A 19,511-nucleotide genomic window follows, 5' to 3' on the forward strand; every position below is an offset into this window, starting at 1 on the left:
CGTCCCCGGGCCCCGGCCGGCGCACGGCTCAGCGGCGCCGCGGCACGGTGAGCCGGTAGCCCTCGTCCAGCAGCTCGGGCAGATACCGCCCCAGCGCGGCCACGCTCTGCGCACGGTTGCCGCCCGCGTCGTGCGACAGCACCACGACGCCGGGTCCGGCCCCCTCCCTGACCCGCTGGACGATGCTGTCGGTACCGGGAACGGTCCAGTCCAGCGTGTCCACCGTCCAGGCCATCGGTTCCATGCCCATCGCCGCGCCGATCTCGAAGGAATTGCGGTTCCAGGCCCCGTAGGGCGCCCGGTACCAGAGCGGCGGCGCTCCGGTGATCTTCTCGATCACCTCGCTGGTACGCCCCAGTTCGTCGGTGATGCCCGCCCGGGAGAGCTTGGTGACCAGCGGATGCGTCCACGAGTGGTTGCCCACCGTGTGTCCGTCGCCGGAGATCCTGCGCACCAGGTCCTGGTTGTCGTTGGCCATCTCCCCGCAGAGGAAGAACATGGCCCGTACGTCGTGCTTGCGCAGCGTGTCCAGGATGTGCGGGGTGTAGAGCGGGTCCGGCCCGTCGTCGAAGGTCAGCACCATGGCGTGCCCGATGTCGGGCAGCCTCTCGAAAGGCCGGGTGCGGACGGGCGGCGCCGCGGGCCGGTAGTGGGCCGGTGTGTTCGCTGTCATGGGGCTCAGACGATAGGACAGCGGCCTGGTCCGGAGAGCCGCGGGCGGCCCCGCCGCGGCGTCGGACGGTGTCGCGGGGCGCCGGAAGGGGGTGCCCGCGGTGTCCGCGGCGACCAGGCGCACGAGAGAGGCCGCGCCCAGTCCGGCGGCCAGCCTCAGCAGCGTCCTGCGCATCGGCATCCTCTGATCATTTTTCATGACCAACTGCTCGCACGTCCGGGATCCCACCCACCTCAACGACACCGGTCGCGCGGGGTTTTGCACCCAATGGGGGGAGCCCGTCCGTGGCAACCGGCGTCCGCGCACCCCCGTCGCCGGGAGCCCGGACGGGTCGCTGTCACGGCAGCGGATAGCCTCACTGCCGTGACAGACCAGCAGCCTCACCAGTTCGAACGTGGCACAGACGGCCCAAAAGTGATCGTCGCGGGCCTCGACGGTTCGGAGTCGTCCATGCGTGCCGCGGCCTATGCCGCCGGGCTCGCCCGCCGGCAGCGGGCCATGCTCGCCCTCGTCTACGTACAGCCCGTGCTGCCCGCGGGTGCCGCGCTCGGTGTGCCGGTCGGTGATACGACCGGCGAGGTCGCGGAGGGTCTGGTGAACGAAATCCGGGAGTCAACCGAGCGGATGAAGGACATATGGGATGTGCGCTGGGAGTTCCACACCTTCCGCGGTGATCCGTACAACGGCCTGGTGACGGCAGCGGACGAACTCAAGGCGGATGCCGTGGTGGTGGGCGCGTCGGAGTCGGCGGGCCACCGTTTCATCGGCTCGGTGGCCGTCCGCCTGGTGAAGGCGGGACGCTGGCCCGTCACCGTCGTCCCGTAAGTCCCCGCCCGCCCCGCACCGACGCCGCCCGACCGCTCACCGCACCATTCGCCGCCCCGTGCGACCGCTCGTCGCACGGGGCGGCGTTTGTCCTGTTGCCAGGCGCGCGGATGCGTTCGTATACGCGAATCAGCGGCGAGGCGGCAGGGACCTCCGCGGGGAAGGACGTTCACCATGACCACGACGACGACCGACGAGCGGGCCCTCGCGGATCTGCAGCGTGACCACGGCCCGGCCCTGTTCCACTTCCTGCTCGGGCTCACCTTCGGCGACCGGCAGCGGGCCGAGGATCTGCTCCAGGAGACCCTGGTGCGGGCCTGGCAGCACCCGGAGGCCTTCGACGGCCCGTACGAGTCGATGCGGCCCTGGCTGTTCACCGTGGGCCGCCGGCTGGCGATCGACGCCCGCAGGTCGCGGCTGGCCCGGCCCGCGGAGGTGGGCGACGCGGTGCTGGAGAGCGCCCCGTGCGGCCGGGACACCGCCGAGTCCGCGGTCGCCGCGCTCGATGTGCGCGAGGCGGTGCGCGGCCTGAGCCCCGAGCACCGGGCGGTGCTGGTCCAGATCTACTTCCGGGGGCTGAGCGTGGGCGAGACGGCCGAGGTGCTCGGGATTCCGGCCGGGACCGTGAAGTCCCGTTCGTACTACGCGCTGCGGCTGCTCTCCCGCAATCTGCCGGGCTACTCAAGGAGGTCCTCCTCGCTGAGCAGCGGGAGCAGCGCCGCGGCCTCCGCCACCGCCACGTAGTCGGCGGCGCAGCGGTCGCAGCTCCGCAGGTGGCGGGAGACCTCCAGCGCCTCCGGGGCCGGGAGCGCGTCCAGTACATAGGCTCCGAGCAGTTGCCTCATGTGCGGTCCCTTCCCGGGCTCTGCGGTCATCGCACCCTCTTGTGTGTGACGTATACGGTCCGACGGATCCTGTCCTTCTGGCCACGCGGGGCGCGCTCCCCCGGTTCAATGCTGCGTGTGGGGGCGTGCCGAGAACGGAATGGGGCGAGACGCGATGCGTCCGGAACGTCAGGACGGATCCAGTGGCGGCGGACTGCTGATCCCGATGGCCTGGATGTACGCGGAGTACATCGCCGACGAGCTGCTGCGCACCGGGGAGCTGATGGAACCGGCCACGCTGGAGTACCGGGCGGGGCGTGACGCGCTCGCCCTCACGGTCTTCCTCTCCGACGGCGCGGTGGCCGAGGCGCTGCCCGCCGCCCGGGTGGACGAGCTGCGGCTGCTGACGGCGTACGGGGCCCCGTGGCGCGGCTGGGTCTGTGAGCGGCTCGACGCGCTGGAGGCGGCGCGGGGCGGCCCCGACCCGGATCTCGCGCTGGCACGGGCGGCGTGGCGGTGGCTGGAGGACACCGAACTGCTGGCGGCCGACCTCGACGCGATCGGCCCGCCGCCCGGGGCGCCGGCCGACGGCCCGGAGGACCCGGAGGCGGAGGGGGCGGCGGCGGAGGGGGCGGCGGCGCAGGTGTGGACGCCGGCCTGGCAGCTGGGGCTCCCGCTGGGGCACCTCTCGATCCATCTGTACTGAGGGCCTACCGTCCGTGGGGAGAGCCTGCCGGGCGCCTCTCAGGAACCGTGCACCCCGGCGCGGTACTTCGGCAGCCGTACCGTGATCCGCATTCCGGCGCCGATGCCCGTCTCGATGACGAGCCCGTAGTCGTCGCCGTACACCTGGCGCAGCCGTTCGTCCACGTTGAGCAGGCCGACCCCGGTGGACTTGCCGCCCTCGCCGCGCAGGATGTGGCGCAGCCGTTCGGGGTCCATGCCGATGCCGTCGTCCTCGATGACCACCTCGGCCTCCGAACCGGCGTCCAGCGCGCTGATGGTGATGCGGCTGGAGGTGACGGCTCCTTCGAGTCCGTGTTTGACGGCGTTCTCGACGAGGGGCTGGAGGCAGAGGAACGGCAGGGCGACGGGGAGCACCTCCGGCGCGACCTGGAGGGTGACCGCGAGCCGTTCCCCGAAGCGGGCCCGGACCAGGGCCAGGTACTGGTCGATGGAGTGCAGCTCGTCCGCGAGGGTGGTGAAGTCGCCGTGGCTGCGGAACGAGTAGCGGGTGAAGTCGGCGAACTCCAGCAGGAGTTCACGGGCCTGCTCGGGGTCGGTGCGGACGAAGGAGGCGATGGCGGCGAGCGAGTTGAAGATGAAGTGCGGGGAGATCTGCGCGCGCAGGGCCCTGATCTCGGCCTCGATGAGCTGGGTGCGTGAGCGGTCGAGCTCGGCGAGTTCCAGCTGTACGCAGACCCAGCGGGCGACCTCCCCCGCCGCCCGTGCCAGGACCGCCGACTCCCTCGGCGCGTAGGCGATCAGGGCGCCCAGGACCCGGTGGTCGACGGTGAGCGGCACGGCGACGGCCCACCGCAGCGGGCAGTCCAGATCGTCGCAGTCGCTGCGGAAGGCGGTGTCGCGGCCGCTGGCGAGCAGCTCCGCCACCTGTTCCATGACGTGTTCGCCGTGGTGGCCGCCCTCGCCGTCCCAGACCAGGGTCCGCTCGCGGTCGGTGAGGCACAGGGCGTCGGTGCCGAGCAGGGAGCGCAGCCTGCGGGCGGACTTGCGGGCGCTGTCCTCGGTGAGTCCGGCGCGCAGCGGCGGCGCGGCCAGCGAGGCGGTGTGCAGGGTCTCGAAGGTGGCGTGTTCGACGGGGGTGCCGACGTCGCTGGTGCGGACGGGACGGGCGGTCCGGCGTCCGGCCAGCAGGCCGGCCCCGAACAGCAGTGCGCCCAGGAGCACGATGACGGCGTATCCGGCCCCGGTCACCGGTGCCTCCCTGAGGTGAGCGCTTCCGGCAGGTGGAAGCGGGTCATGGCGGCGTTGGTGCCGGCCGGTATCCGGCCGGACGTGGCCAGCGACACGAGGATCATGGCGAGGAAGCCGACGGGCACGGACCAGACGGCGGGCCAGGCGAGCAGGGCGTGCGGCCAGCCGGGCGGGCGCACCGCGCCGCTGACGGTGATCGCGACGGCAAGCAGTGCGGAGCCGCCGCCGAGCAGGAGTCCGGCGACGGCGCCGGGCGGGGTGAGGCGGCGCCACCAGATCCCGAGGACCAGCAGCGGGCAGAAGGAGGACGCGGACACCGCGAACGCCATCCCCACGGAGTCCGCGACCGGCACCCGGCTGACCAGCAGGGAGCCGGCCAGCGGGACGGAGATGGCGAGGACGGTGGCCAGCCGGAAGTGCCGTACGCCGCGCGAGGGCAGGACGTCCTGGGTGATGACTCCGGCGACGGCCATGGTCAGTCCGGAGGCGGTGGACAGGAACGCGGCGAAGGCGCCGCCCGCGATGAGCGCGCCGAGCAGGTCGCCGCCGAGGCCGCCGATGACCCGGCCGGGCAGCAGGAGCACGGCGGCGTCCGCGTCGCCGCCGTGGATCAGCTCGGGGGCGTACAGCCGGCCGAGGGCTCCGTAGACGGGCGGCAGCAGGTAGAAGACGCCGATCAAGGCGAGGACGGCGACGGTGGTGCGGCGGGCGTCGCGGCCGTTGGGGCTGGTGTAGAAGCGGACGACGACGTGCGGCAGGCCCATGGTGCCGAGGAAGGTGGCGACGATGAGCCCGTAGGTGGCGTACAGCGGGTGGTCGGCGCGGAAGACGGACAGCTGTTCGTCGAAGGTGACGCGGGGCCGTCCGTCGCCCTGCCAGGCCAGGACCAGGAAGAGGGCGGGGACCAGGAGCGCGGTCAGTTTCAGCCAGTACTGGAAGACCTGGACGAAGGTGATGGAGCGCATGCCGCCCGCGGCGACGGCCAGCACGACCACGGAGGCGACCAGGACGTCCCCGAGCCAGCCGGGCGCCCCGGTGAGGATCTTCAGGGTCAGCCCGGCGCCCTGGAGCTGCGGCACCAGGTAGAGCCAGCCGGCTCCGACGACGAGCACGCTGACGAGCCGGCGCACCTGCCGGGATTCGAGCCGCCCCTCGGCGAAGTCGGGCAGGGTGTACGCCCCCGAGCGGCGCAGCGGCGCGGCGACGAAGACCAGCAGGACGAGGTACCCGGCCGTGTAGCCGACGGGGTACCAGAGCATGTCGGGGCCGTGCACGAGCACCAGTCCGGCGATGCCGAGGAAGGAGGCGGCGGAGAGGTACTCGCCGCTGATCGCGGCCGCGTTGAGTCGGGGCCGTACGGTGCGGGAGGCGACGTAGAAGTCGGACGTGGTGCGGGAGATGCGCAGTCCGAATCCGCCGACGAGGACGGTGGCGGAGACGACGGCGGCGACCGCCGTCACCGCGTAGGCGCGGCTCACTGTGCGGGGCGGCCTTCCACGAGCCGGGCGAAGTCGTGTTCGTTGCGCTCGGCACGGCGCACGTACCACCAGGCGATCAGGGTGAGCGGCGGGTAGGCGGCGAAGCCGAGCACGGCCCACACGACGGCGTCGCTGCGCAGCGCCGCGAAGACCAGCGGCAGGGTGCCCGCGACGACGGCGAGCGCGGCGAAGGCGGTGAGCCCGGCGCGCAGTTGGCTGCGCATCAGCGAGCGTACGTAGGCACCGCCGAGCGCGGTCTGTTCGTCGATCTCCGACTGGGTGCGGTAGCGCGGCAGCGGCCGGACCCGCCGGGGCTCCCCCGTCACCACTTCACGCCGGGGCGTTGACTCTGCGGACATGGGGCCGGAGTGTACGCAGCACCCGGCCTCGCTGGGAAGGGCTTCGAAACGCGGGTAGCCGCTGGTCAGCGGCCGCCCTGCCGCATCAGCAGATCGCGCAGGGCACGGGTGTGGCGGCGGCTGACGGCGAGTTCGGCGGTGCCGATGCGCACGCTCATGCTGCCCGCGTCGAGGCGCAGTTCGTCGATCCGGCCGAGGGCCACGAGGTGGCGGCGGTGGATGCGTACGAAGCCGCGGGCCCGCCAGCGTTCCTCCAGGGTGGTCAGAGGCACCCGGACCAGGTGGCTTCCGGTGGCGGTGTGCAGCCGCGCGTAGTCGCCCTGCGCCTCGGCGTACGCGATGTCGTCGATCGGGACGAAGCGGATGACGCCGCCCAGTTCGACCGGGATCTGGTCCTGCGCGGTGTCGTGGACGGGCGCGGAGCGCTCCCCGACCTGTTCGGCGACGCGGCGCACCGCTTCGGCCAGGCGCTCGCGGCGTACCGGTTTCAGGACGTAGTCGACGGCCTTGAGGTCGAAGGCCTGTACGGCGAAGTCCTCATGGGCGGTGACGAAGACGATGAGCGGGGGCGCGGCGAATCCGGCCAGCAGCTGGGCGACGTCGAGACCGGTCAGCCCGGCCATGTGGATGTCGAGGAAGACCACGTCGATGGCGGCGGGGTCATCGGGTCCCGCGTCGACGGCGCCGCCGATGCGGCGCAGCGCCTCGGTGGCTCCGGTGGCTCCTTCGGCGCTGCGGATGCGGGGGTCGGCGCGCAGGAGGTACAGGAGCTCCTCCAGGGCGGGTTCTTCGTCGTCGACGGCGAGTACGCGCAGCATGAGGCCGGAGTGTAGACCGGCCGGGTGGCCTGGGAGGCACCGGAGCCCGTCGGCCGGGCGCTACTTGAGCAGTCTGGAGAGTCTGCGGTCGGCGAGCGGTTTCCCGCCGGTCTGGCAGGTCGGGCAGTACTGGAGCGAGGAGTCGCTGAAGGAGACCTCCCGGATGGTGTCGCCGCAGACCGGGCAGGCCTCTCCGGTACGTCCGTGGACCCGCATCCCGCTGCGCTTCTCGGCCTTGAGCTTCTTCGCCGCGAGGCCGCTGGAGCGGGCGACCGCGTCGTCGAGGGTGGTGCGCAGGGCCGTGTGCAGCCGGGTGATCTCGTCGTCGGTGAGGTGCGCGGTGAGTTTGAAGGGTGACATCTTCGCGACGTGCAGGATCTCGTCGCTGTAGGCGTTGCCGATGCCGGCGATGAGTGACTGGTCGCGCAGCGCGCCCTTGATCTGCCGGCGTTCCCCTTCGAGCAGCGCGGCGAACGTGTCCCGGTCGAAGGACGGGTCGAGCGGGTCGGGTCCGAGGCGGGCCACGCCGGGCACTTCGGCCGGGTCGTGGACGAGGTGGACGGCGAGGCGCTTGGTGGTGCCAGCCTCGGTGAGGTCGAAGCCGTCGCCGCCGGTGAGGACGGTGCGCAGCGCCAGTGGCCCCTTGCCGGGGCGCGGCGGGGTAGCGGGGAAGCCGTCCTTCCACTGGAGCCAGCCGGCCCGTGCGAGGTGGGTGAGCAGGTGCAGGGGGCCCACCGCGATGTCCAGGAATTTGCCGTGCCGCCGGACGCCGGTGACCGTGCCGCCGTGCAGGGCGGTGAGCGGCGGGTCGTACGTCTTCAGGACGCTGATGGCGAGCGGGAGTACGCGGTCGATCTCCTTGCCGACGAGGTGCTCGTCGAGGAAGGCCCGCAGGGCTTCGACTTCCGGCAGTTCTGGCATGGTCCCAGCCTGCCGCAGGCGGCGCCGGGGTGCCTACCGGAGGCCGTAGACCCGCTCGGCGGTGGTGGCGAGGACGGCGGCCCGCTCGCCGGGGCCGAGGCCGCTGACCAGGGTGTGGGCGGCCTCGACGACCTCGGTGTACGTGGCCGCGAGCCGGCACACCGGCCAGTCCGAGCCGAACATCAGCCGGGTCGGCCCGAAGGCGTCGACGACGGTGTCCGCGTAGGGGCGCAGGTCCTCGACGGTCCAGTTGTGCGGGTCGGCCTCTGTGACCAGGCCGGAGAGTTTGCACACGGTGTTGGGGAGGGCGGCGAGGGCCCTCAGGTCGTCCGCCCAGGGGCGCAGGCCGCCGGTGGCGATGGGCGGTTTGCCCGCGTGGTCGAGGACGAAGGTGAGGCCGGGCAGCAGTCCGGCGGCCCGGACTGCGGCGGGCAGTTGGTGCGGCTGGACCACCAGGTCGTAGACGAGTCCGGCGCCGGCCACCGCCGTCAGGCCGCGCAGGACGTCGGGGCGCAGCAGCCATTCGGGGTCGGGTTCGCTCTGGACCTGGTGGCGCAGCGAGACGAGCCGGTCGCCGCCGGGCAGCTCGCGCAGGGCGGCGAGGGTGTCGGTGATGTCCGGCGCGGTGAGGTCGCTCCAGCCCACCACCCCGGCGACCAGATCGCTGCCGTCCGCGAGTGCGAGGAACTCGGGGGTCTCCTCCGGGACGGTGACGGTCTGCACGAGCACGGTCGCGGTCACGCCGTTGGCGCGGGCCTCCGGTTCCAGGTCGGTGAGGGAGAAGTCGCGGCGCAGGGGCGCGAGTTCCTCGCCGGTGATCCACTCCTGGTCGCGTACCGAGAGGTCCCAGATGTGGTGGTGGGCGTCGACGATCCGTGGGGTGGGGGTCATCTCACAGCTCCCAGGCGACGGGGAGTCCGGCTTCGGCGCCGTCCGAGGAGTAGTCGTGCGTGACGTCGAGGAGCTCGTCCATCCTGGCCTGCCAGGCGACGTTGACGGGGAGCTCTTCCAGTTCGGCGAGGAGTCGGGCGTAGTCCTCGCACTCGATGACGTGGAACAGGTCGGTGCCGCTGCGCCAGATCGTCCAGGAGGTGGCGCCCGCCGCGCGGATCGCCCGGGTCAGTTCGGCCGGGACCTCGCGGTGCGCGGCCTCGTACTGGGCTATGCGGTCCGCGCGGACCTTGGTGTGCAGGGCGATGCGCATGTCAGATTCCGTTCTCGGGCAGCAGTCCCTCTTCGCGCAGCTCGTCCCAGAGCCCGCCGGGGACCGGCTCGCGCAGCAGGGCGGCCGCGTCGCGCACCTCGTCCGGGGAGCGGGTGCCGACGAGGACACCGGCGACGGCGGGGTGGGTGAGCGGGTAGTGCAGGGCGGCGGCGCGCAGCGGTACGCCGTGGCCCTCGGTGACGGCCTTCAGGCGCAGGGCCCGGTCCAGGAGGTCCAGGGGCGCGGCGGCGTAGTCGTACGTCGCGCCGGGTCGCGGGTCGGCGAGGAGGCCGGAGTTGAAGACCCCGCCGACGACGACGCTGCGGCCGCGGGCGGCGGCCTCCGGCAGCAGCGTGCTCAGGGCGGACTGGTCGAGGAGGGTGAAGCGGCCGGCGCAGAGGACCACGTCGGCGTCGGTGTCGCGGACGAAGCGGGTGAGCATCGCGGTCTGGTTCATGCCGGCCCCGATGGCGCCGATCACGCCCTCTGCGCGCAGCTTCTCCAGCTCCGGATAGGCCTCCTGGAAGGCGGCTTCCGCGTGGTCGTCCGGGTCGTGCAGGTAGGCGATGTCGACGCGGTCGAGGCCGAGCCGTTCCAGGCTGTCCTCGATGCTGCGGCGGACACCGGCGGCGCTGAAGTCCCAGCGGCGGCGGTGGGTGGCCGGCACGGCGAAGCCCTCGGAGAGCTCTTCCGACGGGGAGGGCCCGCCGCCGGGCACCGGGTCGAGCACCCGGCCGACCTTCGTGGACAGCACGTACGAGTCGCGGGGGCGGTCGCGGAGCGCCTCACCGAGCCGGCGTTCCGAGAGGCCCAGTCCGTAGTGCGGGGCGGTGTCGAAGTAGCGGACGCCCTCGTCCCAGGCGGTCTCGACGGCGGCCGCGGCCAGCGCCGGTTCGACGGCGGTGAAGAGATTACCGATGGCGGCCGCCCCGAAGGACAGCTCGGTGACCTCGACCGCGCTGTTTCCCAGCCTGTTGCGCCGCATTGCTGTGCCGCCCTCCCCGATGATCGCTCTGCCCACTCAGCACATATTCATCGGATCACTCGACCCCGTCAACACCTCGGAGGCGATCAAGTACGGCGATTTCCCGGGAATCTGTCCGATCTATGGTGTCGCCCCGAGTCAGGCATTCGAGCCCCCTTCTCCACACCGCCCCGGCAGGTCAGCGGACGGGCAGCGCCGCGAGCAGCTCTGCCACCTCTTCCTCCGCGCAGCGCCCCAGCCGCTCCAGATCGGGCAGCGCCCTGCCGTCGGCCACCAGTCCGACCTGCACCCGGCCGCCGTACGTCGTGAGCGCCACGGCCAGCGACTGCCCCCGGGCCAGCGGCGCCATCGGGTACAGCGCGCGCAACGGGCAGCCGGCGAGGGAGAGCGCGGAGCGCGGCAGCGGCACGCTGGTGACCAGGACGTCGAAGAGCATCCTGGCCGCGCCGCCGGCGAGCGGGGCGCCGAAGCGGTGGGCCAGCGAAGGAAGCTGATCGGCGAGCACGGCGACCGCGCCGGCCCCGCGCAGCGGCCCCGCGGTCTTGTTGCGGTCCATGGCGCCGCGTACCGCCCGCAGCCGTTCCCAGGGGTCGGGTTCCGAGACGGGGAGGCCGAGCAGGTACGCGGACAGCCGGTTCCCGGTGGCGGCGGCTCCCGGGCGGCGCCGGGAGACGGGGACCAGGGCGCGTGGATCGGCGCCGGGCAGCGGCTCGCCGCGCTCCAGCATCCAGCGGCGCAGCGCTCCGGCGACGACCGCGAGCAGCACGTCGTTGGCCGTGCCGCCCGCGGCCCGGCGGATGCGCTGCACGGCGTCGAGGCCGAGATCGGCGGTGGCCAGCCGCCGGGTGCCGCTGGAGCTGGCACTGAGCGCCGTCGCACCGCGCAGGTCGAGGCGGCTGGCCCGCACCAGCGAGGCGCCGACGCCGAACGCGCGGCCGAGGTCCTCGATCCGGCCGAGCGCGAGACCGGCGACCTGGCGCGGACCGGGCATCCAGGAACGCGGGGGTACCGGCCTGGTCCGGCCGGCCGACGCCCCGGTCCGCCCGCGGCCCGGAGCGGAGGCGATCTCGTCGAAGATCCCGGCCCCGATCGCGACCGCCCGCATCCCGTCGGCGAGCGCGTGATGGAGCTTGACCAGGACGGCGAACGGGCCGTCAGCGGCGCCGCCGATCACGTACATCTGCCACGGCGGCAGCCCTCTGCGCAGCGGCTGTTCCATCAGTTCGCCGGCGAGCCGGGTGGCCGCCGCCATGAAGGCGCCCTCGCCGCCGGCCTCCGTCCCGGGCAGCTCCACCCGCCTGACGTGCCGGTGGACGTCGAAGTCCTTGTCCACCGACCAGGCCGCGCCGCCGACCGGCAGCAGTACGTCGCGCACCCGCATCCGCAGCCGGGGGATCGCGGCGGCGCGGGCACCGAGCAGCTCCAGCAGGGCGTCCGGGCCGGGCGAGGGGCCCGAGTCCGGGGAGAAGACGGCGAGCGCGCCGAGGTGCATGGGGTGGGCATCGGACTCAAGGTGCCAGAAGGCCAGATCGAGAGGTGCCAGTAGCTCAGTGCCCAACGGGTCCTCATGTCATCGAAGACAAAGACTGACGGAAATCAAGAAATCAAGAAATCAAGGAATCAAGAAATTACAGTCAATCTCTCTCGGTCAGTTACGGTCAAGTACAAACATGTTACGTTCTGTTACTTTGCAGTAGCGTTCACGGCCGCCGACCGGCTGCGTCGGTCCGGCACCTCAGTCACGAGGCGGAATGCTGAATTCGCACCAGACGCACTTGCCGGTCCCCCGGGACTCGACGCCCCAGGCGTCCGCGAGCTGGTCCACCAGCATCAGCCCCCGGCCCGACACCCCCGATTCACCCGCGTCCCGGCGGCGCGGCAGCGCACTCGACCGGTCCTCGACGTCGACCCGGAGCCGTCGTCCGGCCCCGGTGAGCACCCGGATGGTGACGATCGCGCCGCCGTCGGTGTGCATCAGCGCGTTGGTGGTCAGCTCGTCGGCGGCCAGCTCCACCTCGTCGGCGCGGTCCTTCGCGCCCCAGGCCCGCACCGCCGCACGGATCATGTGGCGCGCCGAGCTCAGCGCCTCGGGGTCGTTCTGCGCCACGTGCTGCTGGAGCCGGCCACCGGGCTGCGGCGCGTGGGCGGCCCGGCGCCGCAGCAGCAGCACGGCGACATCGTCCTCTCCGCCGCGCTCGTCCACCCATTCGCAGAGCCGGTCGGCCAGTTCCTGGAGGTCCTGCGGACCGTTCCTGACCATGTCGGCCAGCAGCCGCATGCCCTCGTCGAGATCCGCTCCGGGCAGCTCCACCAGTCCGTCGGTGAACAGCACCATGGTCTGGCCGGGATCCAGCTCGACCGTGCTGACCGGGTACTCCAGCCGCCCGAACATCGCGGAGAGCCCCAGTGGCAGCCCCCCGTCCACGGACACCTTGCGGCAGGTCCCGTCGGCCTCCCGGACCAGCGGGTCCACATGTCCGGCCCGGACCAGCTGGACGACGCCCGTGGTCAGGTCGGCCTCGGCGTAGGTACAGGTCGCGAAACGGTCGGTGTCCAGCTCGTGCAGGAAGACGGAGGCCCGCGCCATCACCGTCGCCGGGCTGTGGCCCTCGGCCGCGTAGGCGCGCAGCACGATGCGCAGCTGGCCCATGACGGCGGCGGCGTGGGTGTCGTGCCCCTGTACGTCACCGATGACGGCGCCCACCCTGCCGCCGGGCAGCGGGATGACGTCGTACCAGTCGCCGCCGATGTCCCGGCCCAGGCGGGCCGAGCGGTAGCGGACGGCGGTCTGCGCGCCGGGCACCTCGGGAATCCGGCGCGGCAGCATGGCCTGCTGGAGCCCCTCGGCGAGGTCGTGCTCCTGCTCGTAGAGCATGGCGCGCTGCAGGCTCTGGGCGATGGAGCTGCCGAGGGCGACGAGCAGATTGCGTTCGTCGCCGGTGAAGCCGTCCTTGTCGCTGTAGAGCAGCCCGAGCGCGCCGATCGGGCGGGCCTGGGCGATCAGTGGCAGATAGGCCGCGGAGGTGATGCCGAGATGACTGATGTGGGGCCACAGGATCGGGTACGAGGCCGCGAAGTCCGCCGCGGACTCGATGAAGCGCGGGGTGAGCGTGCGCACGGCCTCGCTCATCGGGTACGGCTCGTCCGTCCGGGTGTAGCGGGTGCCGGGCACGAAGGAGCCCTCCGGCCCGTCCGCCACCAGGTGGATGCGCCCAGCCTCTATCAACCCGATGACCAGGCTCGTCGCGCCCAGGTGCGCGAGCCCCTGGGAGTTCTTGAGCACGTCGGTGACGTCCCGGACGGTACGGGCGTGCGCCAGCGCGGCCGCGGTGGCCTCCACCAGGCTGGTCCGGCGCCTGCGCTCCCGGTCCAGGTCACGGCGGGCGGTGGAGTCGGCCAGCTCCTGGGTGGCGTCCCGGACGATGCCGATGATCCGGCGGGGCCGCCCGGTCGCGTCGCGCTGGACGAAGCCCTGGGTGTGGGTCCAGCGCAGGCTCCCGTCGCGGCGCAGACTGCGGAAGTACGCCCCGTAGTTGCTCCGGCCGCTCTTGAGCGCCTGCGAGACCAGCGCGTCCAGCCGTACGCCCTCGTCCGGGGGCACCCGCACGGCGAGCGACTCCGGCCGGCCGTCGTACTCCTCGGCCCGCAGGTCGAACACGTCCAGGGCGGGCTCGTCCATGTGCATGAGGCCGCTGTCGAGGTCCCAGTCGAAGCTGCCCATACGGTTCAGGGCGAGACTGAGGTCCGGGTGGGCGGGCCAGTCGTCCGGGAGTGACAGGGCACCCGCTACCCGATCATCCATGTGGGTCACTCTGCCATCATTTGTCCGATTCTTCGAGTGAGCTGTCCACCAGTTGAACGTGCGATGGGACACATTCCCCGGGCCTGCCCGCAGGCCCGTATTCCAGGGAATCGGCGCGCGGAGGCCCGTTCCGGAGTACCGGATACCCCCGCAGAACGCCGACCCGCCCCGAAACCGGACGCGGGCAGCGGCTAACGTGTGCAGGGGCGAACTAAGCCAAGCCTTACCAAGGCGCGCCCCGGCCGTGTTCGCCCGCAGTCCGCCCGCTCTTCGCCCGTTCTAAGGAACAGCCCTCCATGACACGCCCCGTCCGCGTAGCCATCGTCGGAGCCGGTCCCGCCGGAATCTACGCAGCGGACGCGCTGCTCAAATCCGAGGCCGCCGCAGAGCCGGGCGTGTCCATCGACCTGTTCGAGCGGATGCCCGCCCCCTTCGGCCTGATCCGCTACGGCGTGGCGCCGGACCACCCCCGGATCAAGGGCATCGTGCAGGCGCTCCACCAGGTCCTGGACAAGCCGCAGCTGCGGCTCTTCGGCAATGTCGACTACCCGAACGACATCGGCCTCGACGAGCTGCGGTCCTTCTACGACGCCGTGATCTTCTCCACCGGCGCCGACGCGGACCGGGCCCTGGACATACCGGGCAGCGAGCTGGAGGGCTCGCACGGAGCCGCCGACTTCGTCTCCTGGTACGACGGCCACCCGGACGTGGCGCGCACCTGGCCGCTGGAGGCCGAGAAGGTCGCCGTGCTGGGCGTCGGCAACGTGGCCCTGGACGTGGCGCGGATGCTCGCCAAGACCGGCGACGAACTCCTGCCGACCGAGATCCCCGCCAACGTGTACGAGGGCCTCAAGGCCAACAAGGCGCTGGAGGTGCACGTCTTCGGGCGGCGCGGTCCGGCCCAGGCCAAGTTCAGCCCGATGGAGCTGCGCGAGCTGGACCACTCGCCCAACATCGAGGTCATCGTCAACCCCGAGGACATCGACTACGACCAGGGCTCGATCGAGACCCGTCGCGGTAACAAGCAGGCCAACATGGTCGCCTCCACGCTGGAGAACTGGGCGATCCGCGACATCGGCGAGCGGCCGCACAAGCTCTTCCTGCACTTCTTCGAGTCCCCGGTCGAGATCCTCGGCGAGGACGGCCGGGTCACCGGTCTGCGCACCGAGCGCACCGAGCTGGACGGCACCGGCAACGTACGCGGCACCGGCCGGTTCAACGACTGGGACGTGCAGAGCGTCTACCGCGCGGTCGGCTACTACTCGCAGGAGCTCCCCAAGCTCCCCTTCGACGTCGCCTCCGGCACCGTTCCGCACGCCGCCGGACGGGTGCTGGCCGGTGACGAGCCGATGGACTCCGTGTACGTCACCGGCTGGATCAAGCGGGGCCCGATCGGCCTGATCGGCCACACCAAGGGCGACGCCAACGAGACCGTCGCCTGCCTGCTGGAGGACCACACCACCGGCCGGCTGCCCGCTCCGGCGCAGCCCGAGCCGGAGGCCGTCACCGATTTCCTGCGCGCCCGCGGCGTCCGCTACACCACCCGTGAGGGCTGGTACCGCCTGGACGCCCACGAGCGCTCCCTCGGCGCGGAGCAGGGCCGCGAGCGGATCAAGGTCGTGGAGCGCGACGCCATGCTCGACGCCTCGGAGCCCGGCAACTGACAGCACGGCCGACGGCCCCGGAAGGTCTCCGCACGGGGGATCCCTCCGGGGCCGTCGGCCGTCGCGGGGCCGGAGCGGTCAGCGCCCCTGCAGCGCCTTGACGTTGTCGCCGAAGGTCCAGTTCTTGGACCCGTCCCAGTTCAGCGACCAGTCCATCAGTCCCTTGAGGCTGCCGCCGTAGTGGTTCCAGGCCTGGGACACCAGTCCCGGCGCCATGTAGCCGCCGCCCGCGCCGGGCTGGGCGGGCAGTCCGGGGACCTGCTTGTCGTAGGGGACCTTGACGGTGGTGCCCTGGATGACGAGTCCCTTGTTGAGGCAGTCCGTCTGCGCGGTGAACCCCGCGACGGTGCCGGCCCCGTACGAGTCGCCGGAGCAGCCGTACATGCTGCCGTTGTAGTACTGCATGTTCAGCCACCAGAGCCGGCCGTTGTCCGCGTACTTCTTGACGATGGGCAGGTACGCGCCCCAGATCGAGCCGTACGTGATGCTGCCGCCGGTGACGTAGGCCGTCTCGGGCGCCATCGTCAGACCGAAGTTCGACGGCATCCGGGCGAGTACCCCGTCGATGATGCGGATCAGGTTGGACTGCGAGGCCGACAGCTGGTTGATCTTGCCGCTGCCGCTCAGGCCGGTCTCGATGTCGATGTCGATGCCGTCGAAGTTGTACTTCTTGAGGATCGGCACCACCGTCTCGACGAAACGGTCGGCCACCGCGCTGGAGCTGAGGTCGATCCCGGCGGCCGCGCCGCCGATGGACATCAGGGTGGTGAGTCCGGACGCCTTCGCCTGGCACATCTGGGCCGGGGTGGGGACCTTCACGGTCGAGTCCATCCCGTCCTCCCACAGGACGGTGCCGTCGGAGAGGATCACCGGGAAGGCCGCGTTGATCACGTTGTAGCCGTGCTGCGTGATGCGGCTGTCGGTGACGGGGATCCAGCCCAGCGGCGGGTGCACGCCGTTGGAGGCGCCGTCCCAGTTCTCCCAGTACCCCTGGAGCACCTTGCCCGCGGGCTTCGACTTGACGGCGCAGGTGTCGTCCTGCGCGGAGCTCGGCGTCGCCGCGACGAGCATCTGTACGACGCAGGCCGCCGCGATGCCGACGCCCAGCAGACGTGATGTCCGACCGAACATGTCCGGTTCCCTTCGTGGGGTGGAGACCAGAGAAGCCGAAATTGCCATGATCCTGACAAGTCAGAGTCCTGGCATCCCGGCCGCCACAACGCGGCACACGCTAAAGAGGTCCAGACCTTCCGTCAATAGGTCTGGACCATATGCGCGAGCGCCGGGCTCACCCGGTGACGGGCCCCACACCCCCACTCTCGCCGTCCGGCCACGGCAGCCGGATCGCGGTCTGCGGCTCCCGCGTCACCGAGGGCACCGGATCCCCGGGCGGATCGTCCGGCTCCGCCGGGGTGCCGGTCGGCTCGTCGGGCGGGAGCTCCGGGGGTTCGGTGGCGTCACCGGAGGGCAGACCGCTCGGACAGCGCGGCGCCGCCCGTCCGGCTTCCGGGACCCCCGAGGGGCTCGCGGTCACGGCGGCCTCCTCCCCCGGTGGAGTCGGGACGCCGGGAGTGGGGCAGTCCGTCGGCTCCCCCGGCGGCACCTTCGGCAGCGGCCCGGTGATATCGGCGTCCGGGTCGTACGGCGGCGGCACCCGGGGGGTGCGGTCCCGGCCGCCCTCGTCCCCGGTCCGCCGCTCGATCCAGGCGTCGTTCACGACGTCGACGATCACCAGGCCGGAGACCTCGCGCGGGGCCGGCCCGACGGCGACGATGCGCGACGGGTCGTAACCGGTCCACTCCCCCGCCCGGCCGGCCGGTGCGCGGGCACGGTCCGGCGCGGTCAGCGGGTTTCCGCAGGCACACCTCACCCTCGGCAGCCCGTAACCGTCGGCCAGCACGGCGGTGCCCGCCTGGAGCACGGACTGGAACGTGGTCACGGATCCCCCGTCGAAGCCGTGGTCGGCCACCCGGGTGTCGGCGCGCAGCAGGACCGGGGTCAGCCCACGCAGGAACCCGGGGATCCCGGCCGTCGAGACGCCCGCCGCGTGCGCGAACGCCGCTCCCCTGACGCGGTCGGCGGTGAGCAGCCGGATCTGCTTCCCGACATCGCAGGAGGCCACGGACCGGATGCCGCCGTAGAGGCCGGGGGTGGCGCCGGTGATCTCGTGGACCGCGCCGCCGCCGGAACCGGGGGACTTACGCGGGGCGGTGCGCGAGGGCGTCGGCTCCGCGCCGGGCGGCCGGGCCGTGGACGCGGTGAAGGGGTCCGGGCCCCGCGACGCGGCGGGCTGGAGCAGGACCGCCCGGACGTCGGCCGTCCCCTTCGTGCCGCTGCTGCTGCCGTGGGTGGCCTGTGCGCAGCCCGCGGCGAGGAGTATCCCGGCGGACAGCGTGGCGCCCGCGGCGCGGCGCAGACGGATGGGTGAGCGCACGAAGAGGCCTCCTGCCGGTTCACCGGTCCCGAGCGGTCCCCTCATGTCTGCCGCAGTTGACCCCGCCCCGCAAGCCGGGGGCGGACGGCGCTCGCGGCACCCGGAAGATACCGGAGCCTTCTCCTTGAACACGTTCAAGAAAGCCTCTAGAGTCGGCGCGGGAAAGCAGTTGAACGCGTTCAACTAGGGGGGTGGATCATGTCTGTCCTGGTCGGCCTGATCGTGATGCTCGGCATGCTGGTGATCGTGCCGGCCGGGCTGCGGCTGGCGGACGTGCCGGAGCTCCACCGGATCCGGCGGCTGTGGCCGGCCTTCGCCGTACCCGGAGCCGTCTCCCTCTGGCTGCCGCGCGGCCCCGCCGCCACGGCCCTCGCGCTCTGCTACGCGCTCGGGGCCGCGCTCCTCGCACTGCACGCCCCGCCCCGGCTCGTCCGCCGCTCCGCACCGATCCGTGCCCCGCGTACGGCACCGGCCGAGATCGCGCTGCTCACGGCACTCGTGACGCCCTCGATCGCCGCCACCGCGCTGGTCGCGGAGCGCTCCGGCAGTCCACTGTTCGGGTTCGGCCCCGGCATCCTGGCGCTGACCGTGCCGCACTTCCACTTCGCCGGGTTCGCCGCCGCGCTGGTCTCCGGACTGCTCTGCCGGCTCGTGGACAGCCCGGCGGGCCGGTTCGCGGCGATGAGCGTGCCGCTGGGCACCCTGCTCGTCCTGATCGGCTACTTCGTCGGGGAGTGGGCCGAACTCGCCGGCGCGGTCGTGCTCACGGCGGGGATGTGGGCCACCGCCCTGCTGACCTGGCGACGGCTCCGCACCGGCCGCGACCGGGCCACCCGGCTGCTGCTCGGCACCTCGGCCGGCGTGCTCGCGGTGACCATGGCGCTCGCGCTCAGCTGGGCGCTGGGCGAGGCCACCGGACTGCCCCACCCCACCCTGACCTGGATGGCCGCCACCCACGGCGTGGGCAACGCGCTGGGCTTCGCGCTCTGCTCGATGCTCGCCTGGAAGCGGCTCCGCGACCGCACCGACCACGAAGGACGCATCGCATGAGCACACTGACCTACCCCGAGGCGGGCGCCACCCGGCTCGGCCCGCTTCCCGACGGTTACCACCACCTCCACCACCGGAGCCGGGTCGGCCACGGGCGCGCGGACTTCGAGGCCGCCGGTGCCGCCGTCACCGGGTTCCGTATGCACCGGGCCTCCGGCGCCGGGGTCGAGGCTTCGGCACCACGCGCCGAGCCCGGCGGGGCCGTTCGGGTGTCCCTCGGCATCGGCCCGGTCCGGTTCTCCGCGCCCTGCCGGGTCGTCTGGACCGAATACGGGACTCGGCGCATCGGATTCGCCTACGGAACGCTGGCCCGGCACCCCGAGTGCGGTGAGGAGTCCTTCGTGGTCGACCTGGCCGACGACGGGACGGTGTCGTTCACCGTGATGGCGTTCAGCCGCCCGGCCCGCTGGTACGCCCGGCTCGCCGGTCCGCTCGTACCGGTGGCCCAGCGCTGGTACGCGCGCAGGCTCGGCCGCACCCTGCGCCGGATCGTCACACGGACGCGCCAGCAGCCGGACTGACACGCCGGAAGGCCCCGC

20 protein-coding genes are annotated in these 19,511 nt (G+C 72.5%); 6 read left to right on the forward strand and 14 right to left on the reverse strand.

The genetic code is table 11. The features are described from left to right. Positions 1 to 28: 28 nt before the first annotated feature. Entirely contained in the window at positions 29 to 871 is an 843-nt protein-coding gene (locus ACIP89_RS30595; RefSeq protein WP_401930992.1) for a polysaccharide deacetylase family protein, read from the reverse strand. Between the two features lie 165 nt (positions 872 to 1,036). Here ACIP89_RS30595 and ACIP89_RS30600 point away from each other — a divergent pair, with 165 nt between their 5' ends. Then, entirely contained in the window at positions 1,037 to 1,498 is a 462-nt protein-coding gene (locus tag ACIP89_RS30600; RefSeq protein WP_401924825.1) for a universal stress protein, read from the forward strand. A 174-nt stretch (positions 1,499 to 1,672) separates the two neighbouring features. Further along, a complete protein-coding gene (locus ACIP89_RS30605; RefSeq protein WP_401924827.1) occupies positions 1,673 to 2,242 on the forward strand; it encodes a sigma-70 family RNA polymerase sigma factor in 570 nt (189 codons plus the stop codon). On the opposite strand, the gene ACIP89_RS30610 is transcribed toward ACIP89_RS30605, so the two are convergent. Beyond that, on the reverse strand, positions 2,176 to 2,373 hold the full coding sequence (locus ACIP89_RS30610; RefSeq protein ID WP_401924830.1) for a zf-HC2 domain-containing protein: 198 nt from the start codon (positions 2,371 to 2,373) through the stop codon (positions 2,176 to 2,178). The genes ACIP89_RS30605 and ACIP89_RS30610 overlap by 67 nt on opposite strands. A 124-nt stretch (positions 2,374 to 2,497) precedes the next feature. Between ACIP89_RS30610 and ACIP89_RS30615 the strand changes: the two genes are divergently transcribed. Further along, positions 2,498 to 3,028 carry a hypothetical protein gene (locus tag ACIP89_RS30615; protein WP_402117723.1) on the forward strand — a complete coding sequence of 177 codons (531 nt, stop codon included), beginning with the start codon at positions 2,498 to 2,500 and terminating at the stop codon, positions 3,026 to 3,028. 38 nt (positions 3,029 to 3,066) lie between these two features. On the opposite strand, the gene ACIP89_RS30620 is transcribed toward ACIP89_RS30615, so the two are convergent. The 10 genes from ACIP89_RS30620 to ACIP89_RS30665 all read right to left on the reverse strand — a co-directional run bounded on the left by ACIP89_RS30620 (position 3,067) and on the right by ACIP89_RS30665 (position 13,824). Further along, positions 3,067 to 4,257, reverse strand: a complete 1,191-nt coding sequence (locus ACIP89_RS30620; protein ID WP_401924834.1) for a sensor histidine kinase — start codon at positions 4,255 to 4,257, stop codon at positions 3,067 to 3,069. Continuing rightward, positions 4,254 to 5,735: a cation acetate symporter gene (locus ACIP89_RS30625; protein WP_402117725.1), complete on the reverse strand. Its 1,482-nt coding sequence runs from the start codon at positions 5,733 to 5,735 to the stop codon at positions 4,254 to 4,256. The genes ACIP89_RS30620 and ACIP89_RS30625 overlap by 4 nt, the downstream gene beginning before the upstream one ends. Further along, complete coding sequence (locus ACIP89_RS30630; RefSeq protein WP_024491788.1) at positions 5,732 to 6,094, reverse strand: hypothetical protein; 363 nt, start codon at positions 6,092 to 6,094, stop codon at positions 5,732 to 5,734. Before ACIP89_RS30630 ends, ACIP89_RS30625 begins: the two co-directional genes overlap by 4 nt. A 65-nt stretch (positions 6,095 to 6,159) precedes the next feature. After that, positions 6,160 to 6,912, reverse strand: coding sequence for a LytR/AlgR family response regulator transcription factor (locus ACIP89_RS30635; RefSeq protein ID WP_401924839.1), 753 nt, complete (start codon positions 6,910 to 6,912; stop codon positions 6,160 to 6,162). Between the two features lie 60 nt (positions 6,913 to 6,972). After that, the gene (locus ACIP89_RS30640) at positions 6,973 to 7,833 is read right to left on the reverse strand and encodes an Fpg/Nei family DNA glycosylase (protein ID WP_401924842.1); all 861 of its coding nucleotides are present in this window, start codon (positions 7,831 to 7,833) and stop codon (positions 6,973 to 6,975) included. 33 nt (positions 7,834 to 7,866) lie between these two features. After that, complete coding sequence (locus ACIP89_RS30645) at positions 7,867 to 8,724, reverse strand: amidohydrolase family protein (RefSeq protein ID WP_401930981.1); 858 nt, start codon at positions 8,722 to 8,724, stop codon at positions 7,867 to 7,869. A 1-nt stretch (position 8,725) separates the two neighbouring features. Beyond that, positions 8,726 to 9,037, reverse strand: a complete 312-nt coding sequence (locus ACIP89_RS30650; protein ID WP_402117727.1) for an L-rhamnose mutarotase — start codon at positions 9,035 to 9,037, stop codon at positions 8,726 to 8,728. 1 nt (position 9,038) lies between these two features. Continuing rightward, the gene (locus tag ACIP89_RS30655) at positions 9,039 to 10,022 is read right to left on the reverse strand and encodes an aldo/keto reductase (protein WP_402117728.1); all 984 of its coding nucleotides are present in this window, start codon (positions 10,020 to 10,022) and stop codon (positions 9,039 to 9,041) included. Positions 10,023 to 10,200: 178 nt separating this feature from the next. Beyond that, a complete protein-coding gene (locus tag ACIP89_RS30660; protein WP_402117730.1) occupies positions 10,201 to 11,580 on the reverse strand; it encodes a wax ester/triacylglycerol synthase family O-acyltransferase in 1,380 nt (459 codons plus the stop codon). 177 nt (positions 11,581 to 11,757) lie between these two features. After that, positions 11,758 to 13,824 carry a SpoIIE family protein phosphatase gene (locus ACIP89_RS30665; RefSeq protein WP_402117732.1) on the reverse strand — a complete coding sequence of 689 codons (2,067 nt, stop codon included), beginning with the start codon at positions 13,822 to 13,824 and terminating at the stop codon, positions 11,758 to 11,760. Positions 13,825 to 14,120: 296 nt separating this feature from the next. Between ACIP89_RS30665 and ACIP89_RS30670 the strand changes: the two genes are divergently transcribed. Next, positions 14,121 to 15,488, forward strand: a complete 1,368-nt coding sequence (locus tag ACIP89_RS30670) for an FAD-dependent oxidoreductase (protein ID WP_402117733.1) — start codon at positions 14,121 to 14,123, stop codon at positions 15,486 to 15,488. Positions 15,489 to 15,566: 78 nt separating this feature from the next. Here ACIP89_RS30670 and ACIP89_RS30675 read toward each other — a convergent pair whose 3' ends face one another. Beyond that, positions 15,567 to 16,619, reverse strand: a complete 1,053-nt coding sequence (locus tag ACIP89_RS30675; RefSeq protein ID WP_401924853.1) for a chitinase — start codon at positions 16,617 to 16,619, stop codon at positions 15,567 to 15,569. 157 nt (positions 16,620 to 16,776) lie between these two features. Continuing rightward, a complete protein-coding gene (locus ACIP89_RS30680) occupies positions 16,777 to 17,922 on the reverse strand; it encodes a DUF6777 domain-containing protein (protein WP_402117735.1) in 1,146 nt (381 codons plus the stop codon). Positions 17,923 to 18,120: 198 nt separating this feature from the next. Here ACIP89_RS30680 and ACIP89_RS30685 point away from each other — a divergent pair, with 198 nt between their 5' ends. Next, positions 18,121 to 18,972 carry a YndJ family protein gene (locus ACIP89_RS30685; protein WP_402117737.1) on the forward strand — a complete coding sequence of 284 codons (852 nt, stop codon included), beginning with the start codon at positions 18,121 to 18,123 and terminating at the stop codon, positions 18,970 to 18,972. Beyond that, positions 18,969 to 19,493: a DUF1990 family protein gene (locus ACIP89_RS30690; protein WP_402117739.1), complete on the forward strand. Its 525-nt coding sequence runs from the start codon at positions 18,969 to 18,971 to the stop codon at positions 19,491 to 19,493. Before ACIP89_RS30685 ends, ACIP89_RS30690 begins: the two co-directional genes overlap by 4 nt. The last annotated feature ends 18 nt before the right edge of the window (positions 19,494 to 19,511 follow it).

The sequence above is a fragment of the Streptomyces sp. NPDC088730 genome, assembly GCF_044751215.1.
Taxonomy (GTDB): domain Bacteria; phylum Actinomycetota; class Actinomycetes; order Streptomycetales; family Streptomycetaceae; genus Streptomyces.

What these genes read in the sequence shown, in the direction of transcription:
- ACIP89_RS30630 (WP_024491788.1), bottom strand. Translation starts at nt 6,094, where the DNA reads ATGTCCGCAGAGTCAACGCCCCGGCGTGAAGTGGTGACGGGGGAGCCC.
- ACIP89_RS30610 (WP_401924830.1), bottom strand. Translation starts at nt 2,373, where the DNA reads ATGACCGCAGAGCCCGGGAAGGGACCGCACATGAGGCAACTGCTCGGA.
- ACIP89_RS30675 (WP_401924853.1), bottom strand. Translation starts at nt 16,619, where the DNA reads ATGTTCGGTCGGACATCACGTCTGCTGGGCGTCGGCATCGCGGCGGCC.
- ACIP89_RS30690 (WP_402117739.1), top strand. Translation starts at nt 18,969, where the DNA reads ATGAGCACACTGACCTACCCCGAGGCGGGCGCCACCCGGCTCGGCCCG.
- ACIP89_RS30615 (WP_402117723.1), top strand. Translation starts at nt 2,498, where the DNA reads ATGCGTCCGGAACGTCAGGACGGATCCAGTGGCGGCGGACTGCTGATC.
- ACIP89_RS30595 (WP_401930992.1), bottom strand. Translation starts at nt 871, where the DNA reads ATGAAAAATGATCAGAGGATGCCGATGCGCAGGACGCTGCTGAGGCTG.
- ACIP89_RS30645 (WP_401930981.1), bottom strand. Translation starts at nt 8,724, where the DNA reads ATGACCCCCACCCCACGGATCGTCGACGCCCACCACCACATCTGGGAC.
- ACIP89_RS30685 (WP_402117737.1), top strand. Translation starts at nt 18,121, where the DNA reads ATGTCTGTCCTGGTCGGCCTGATCGTGATGCTCGGCATGCTGGTGATC.
- ACIP89_RS30650 (WP_402117727.1), bottom strand. Translation starts at nt 9,037, where the DNA reads ATGCGCATCGCCCTGCACACCAAGGTCCGCGCGGACCGCATAGCCCAG.
- ACIP89_RS30665 (WP_402117732.1), bottom strand. Translation starts at nt 13,824, where the DNA reads ATGGATGATCGGGTAGCGGGTGCCCTGTCACTCCCGGACGACTGGCCC.
- ACIP89_RS30635 (WP_401924839.1), bottom strand. Translation starts at nt 6,912, where the DNA reads ATGCTGCGCGTACTCGCCGTCGACGACGAAGAACCCGCCCTGGAGGAG.
- ACIP89_RS30605 (WP_401924827.1), top strand. Translation starts at nt 1,673, where the DNA reads ATGACCACGACGACGACCGACGAGCGGGCCCTCGCGGATCTGCAGCGT.
- ACIP89_RS30655 (WP_402117728.1), bottom strand. Translation starts at nt 10,022, where the DNA reads ATGCGGCGCAACAGGCTGGGAAACAGCGCGGTCGAGGTCACCGAGCTG.
- ACIP89_RS30670 (WP_402117733.1), top strand. Translation starts at nt 14,121, where the DNA reads ATGACACGCCCCGTCCGCGTAGCCATCGTCGGAGCCGGTCCCGCCGGA.
- ACIP89_RS30640 (WP_401924842.1), bottom strand. Translation starts at nt 7,833, where the DNA reads ATGCCAGAACTGCCGGAAGTCGAAGCCCTGCGGGCCTTCCTCGACGAG.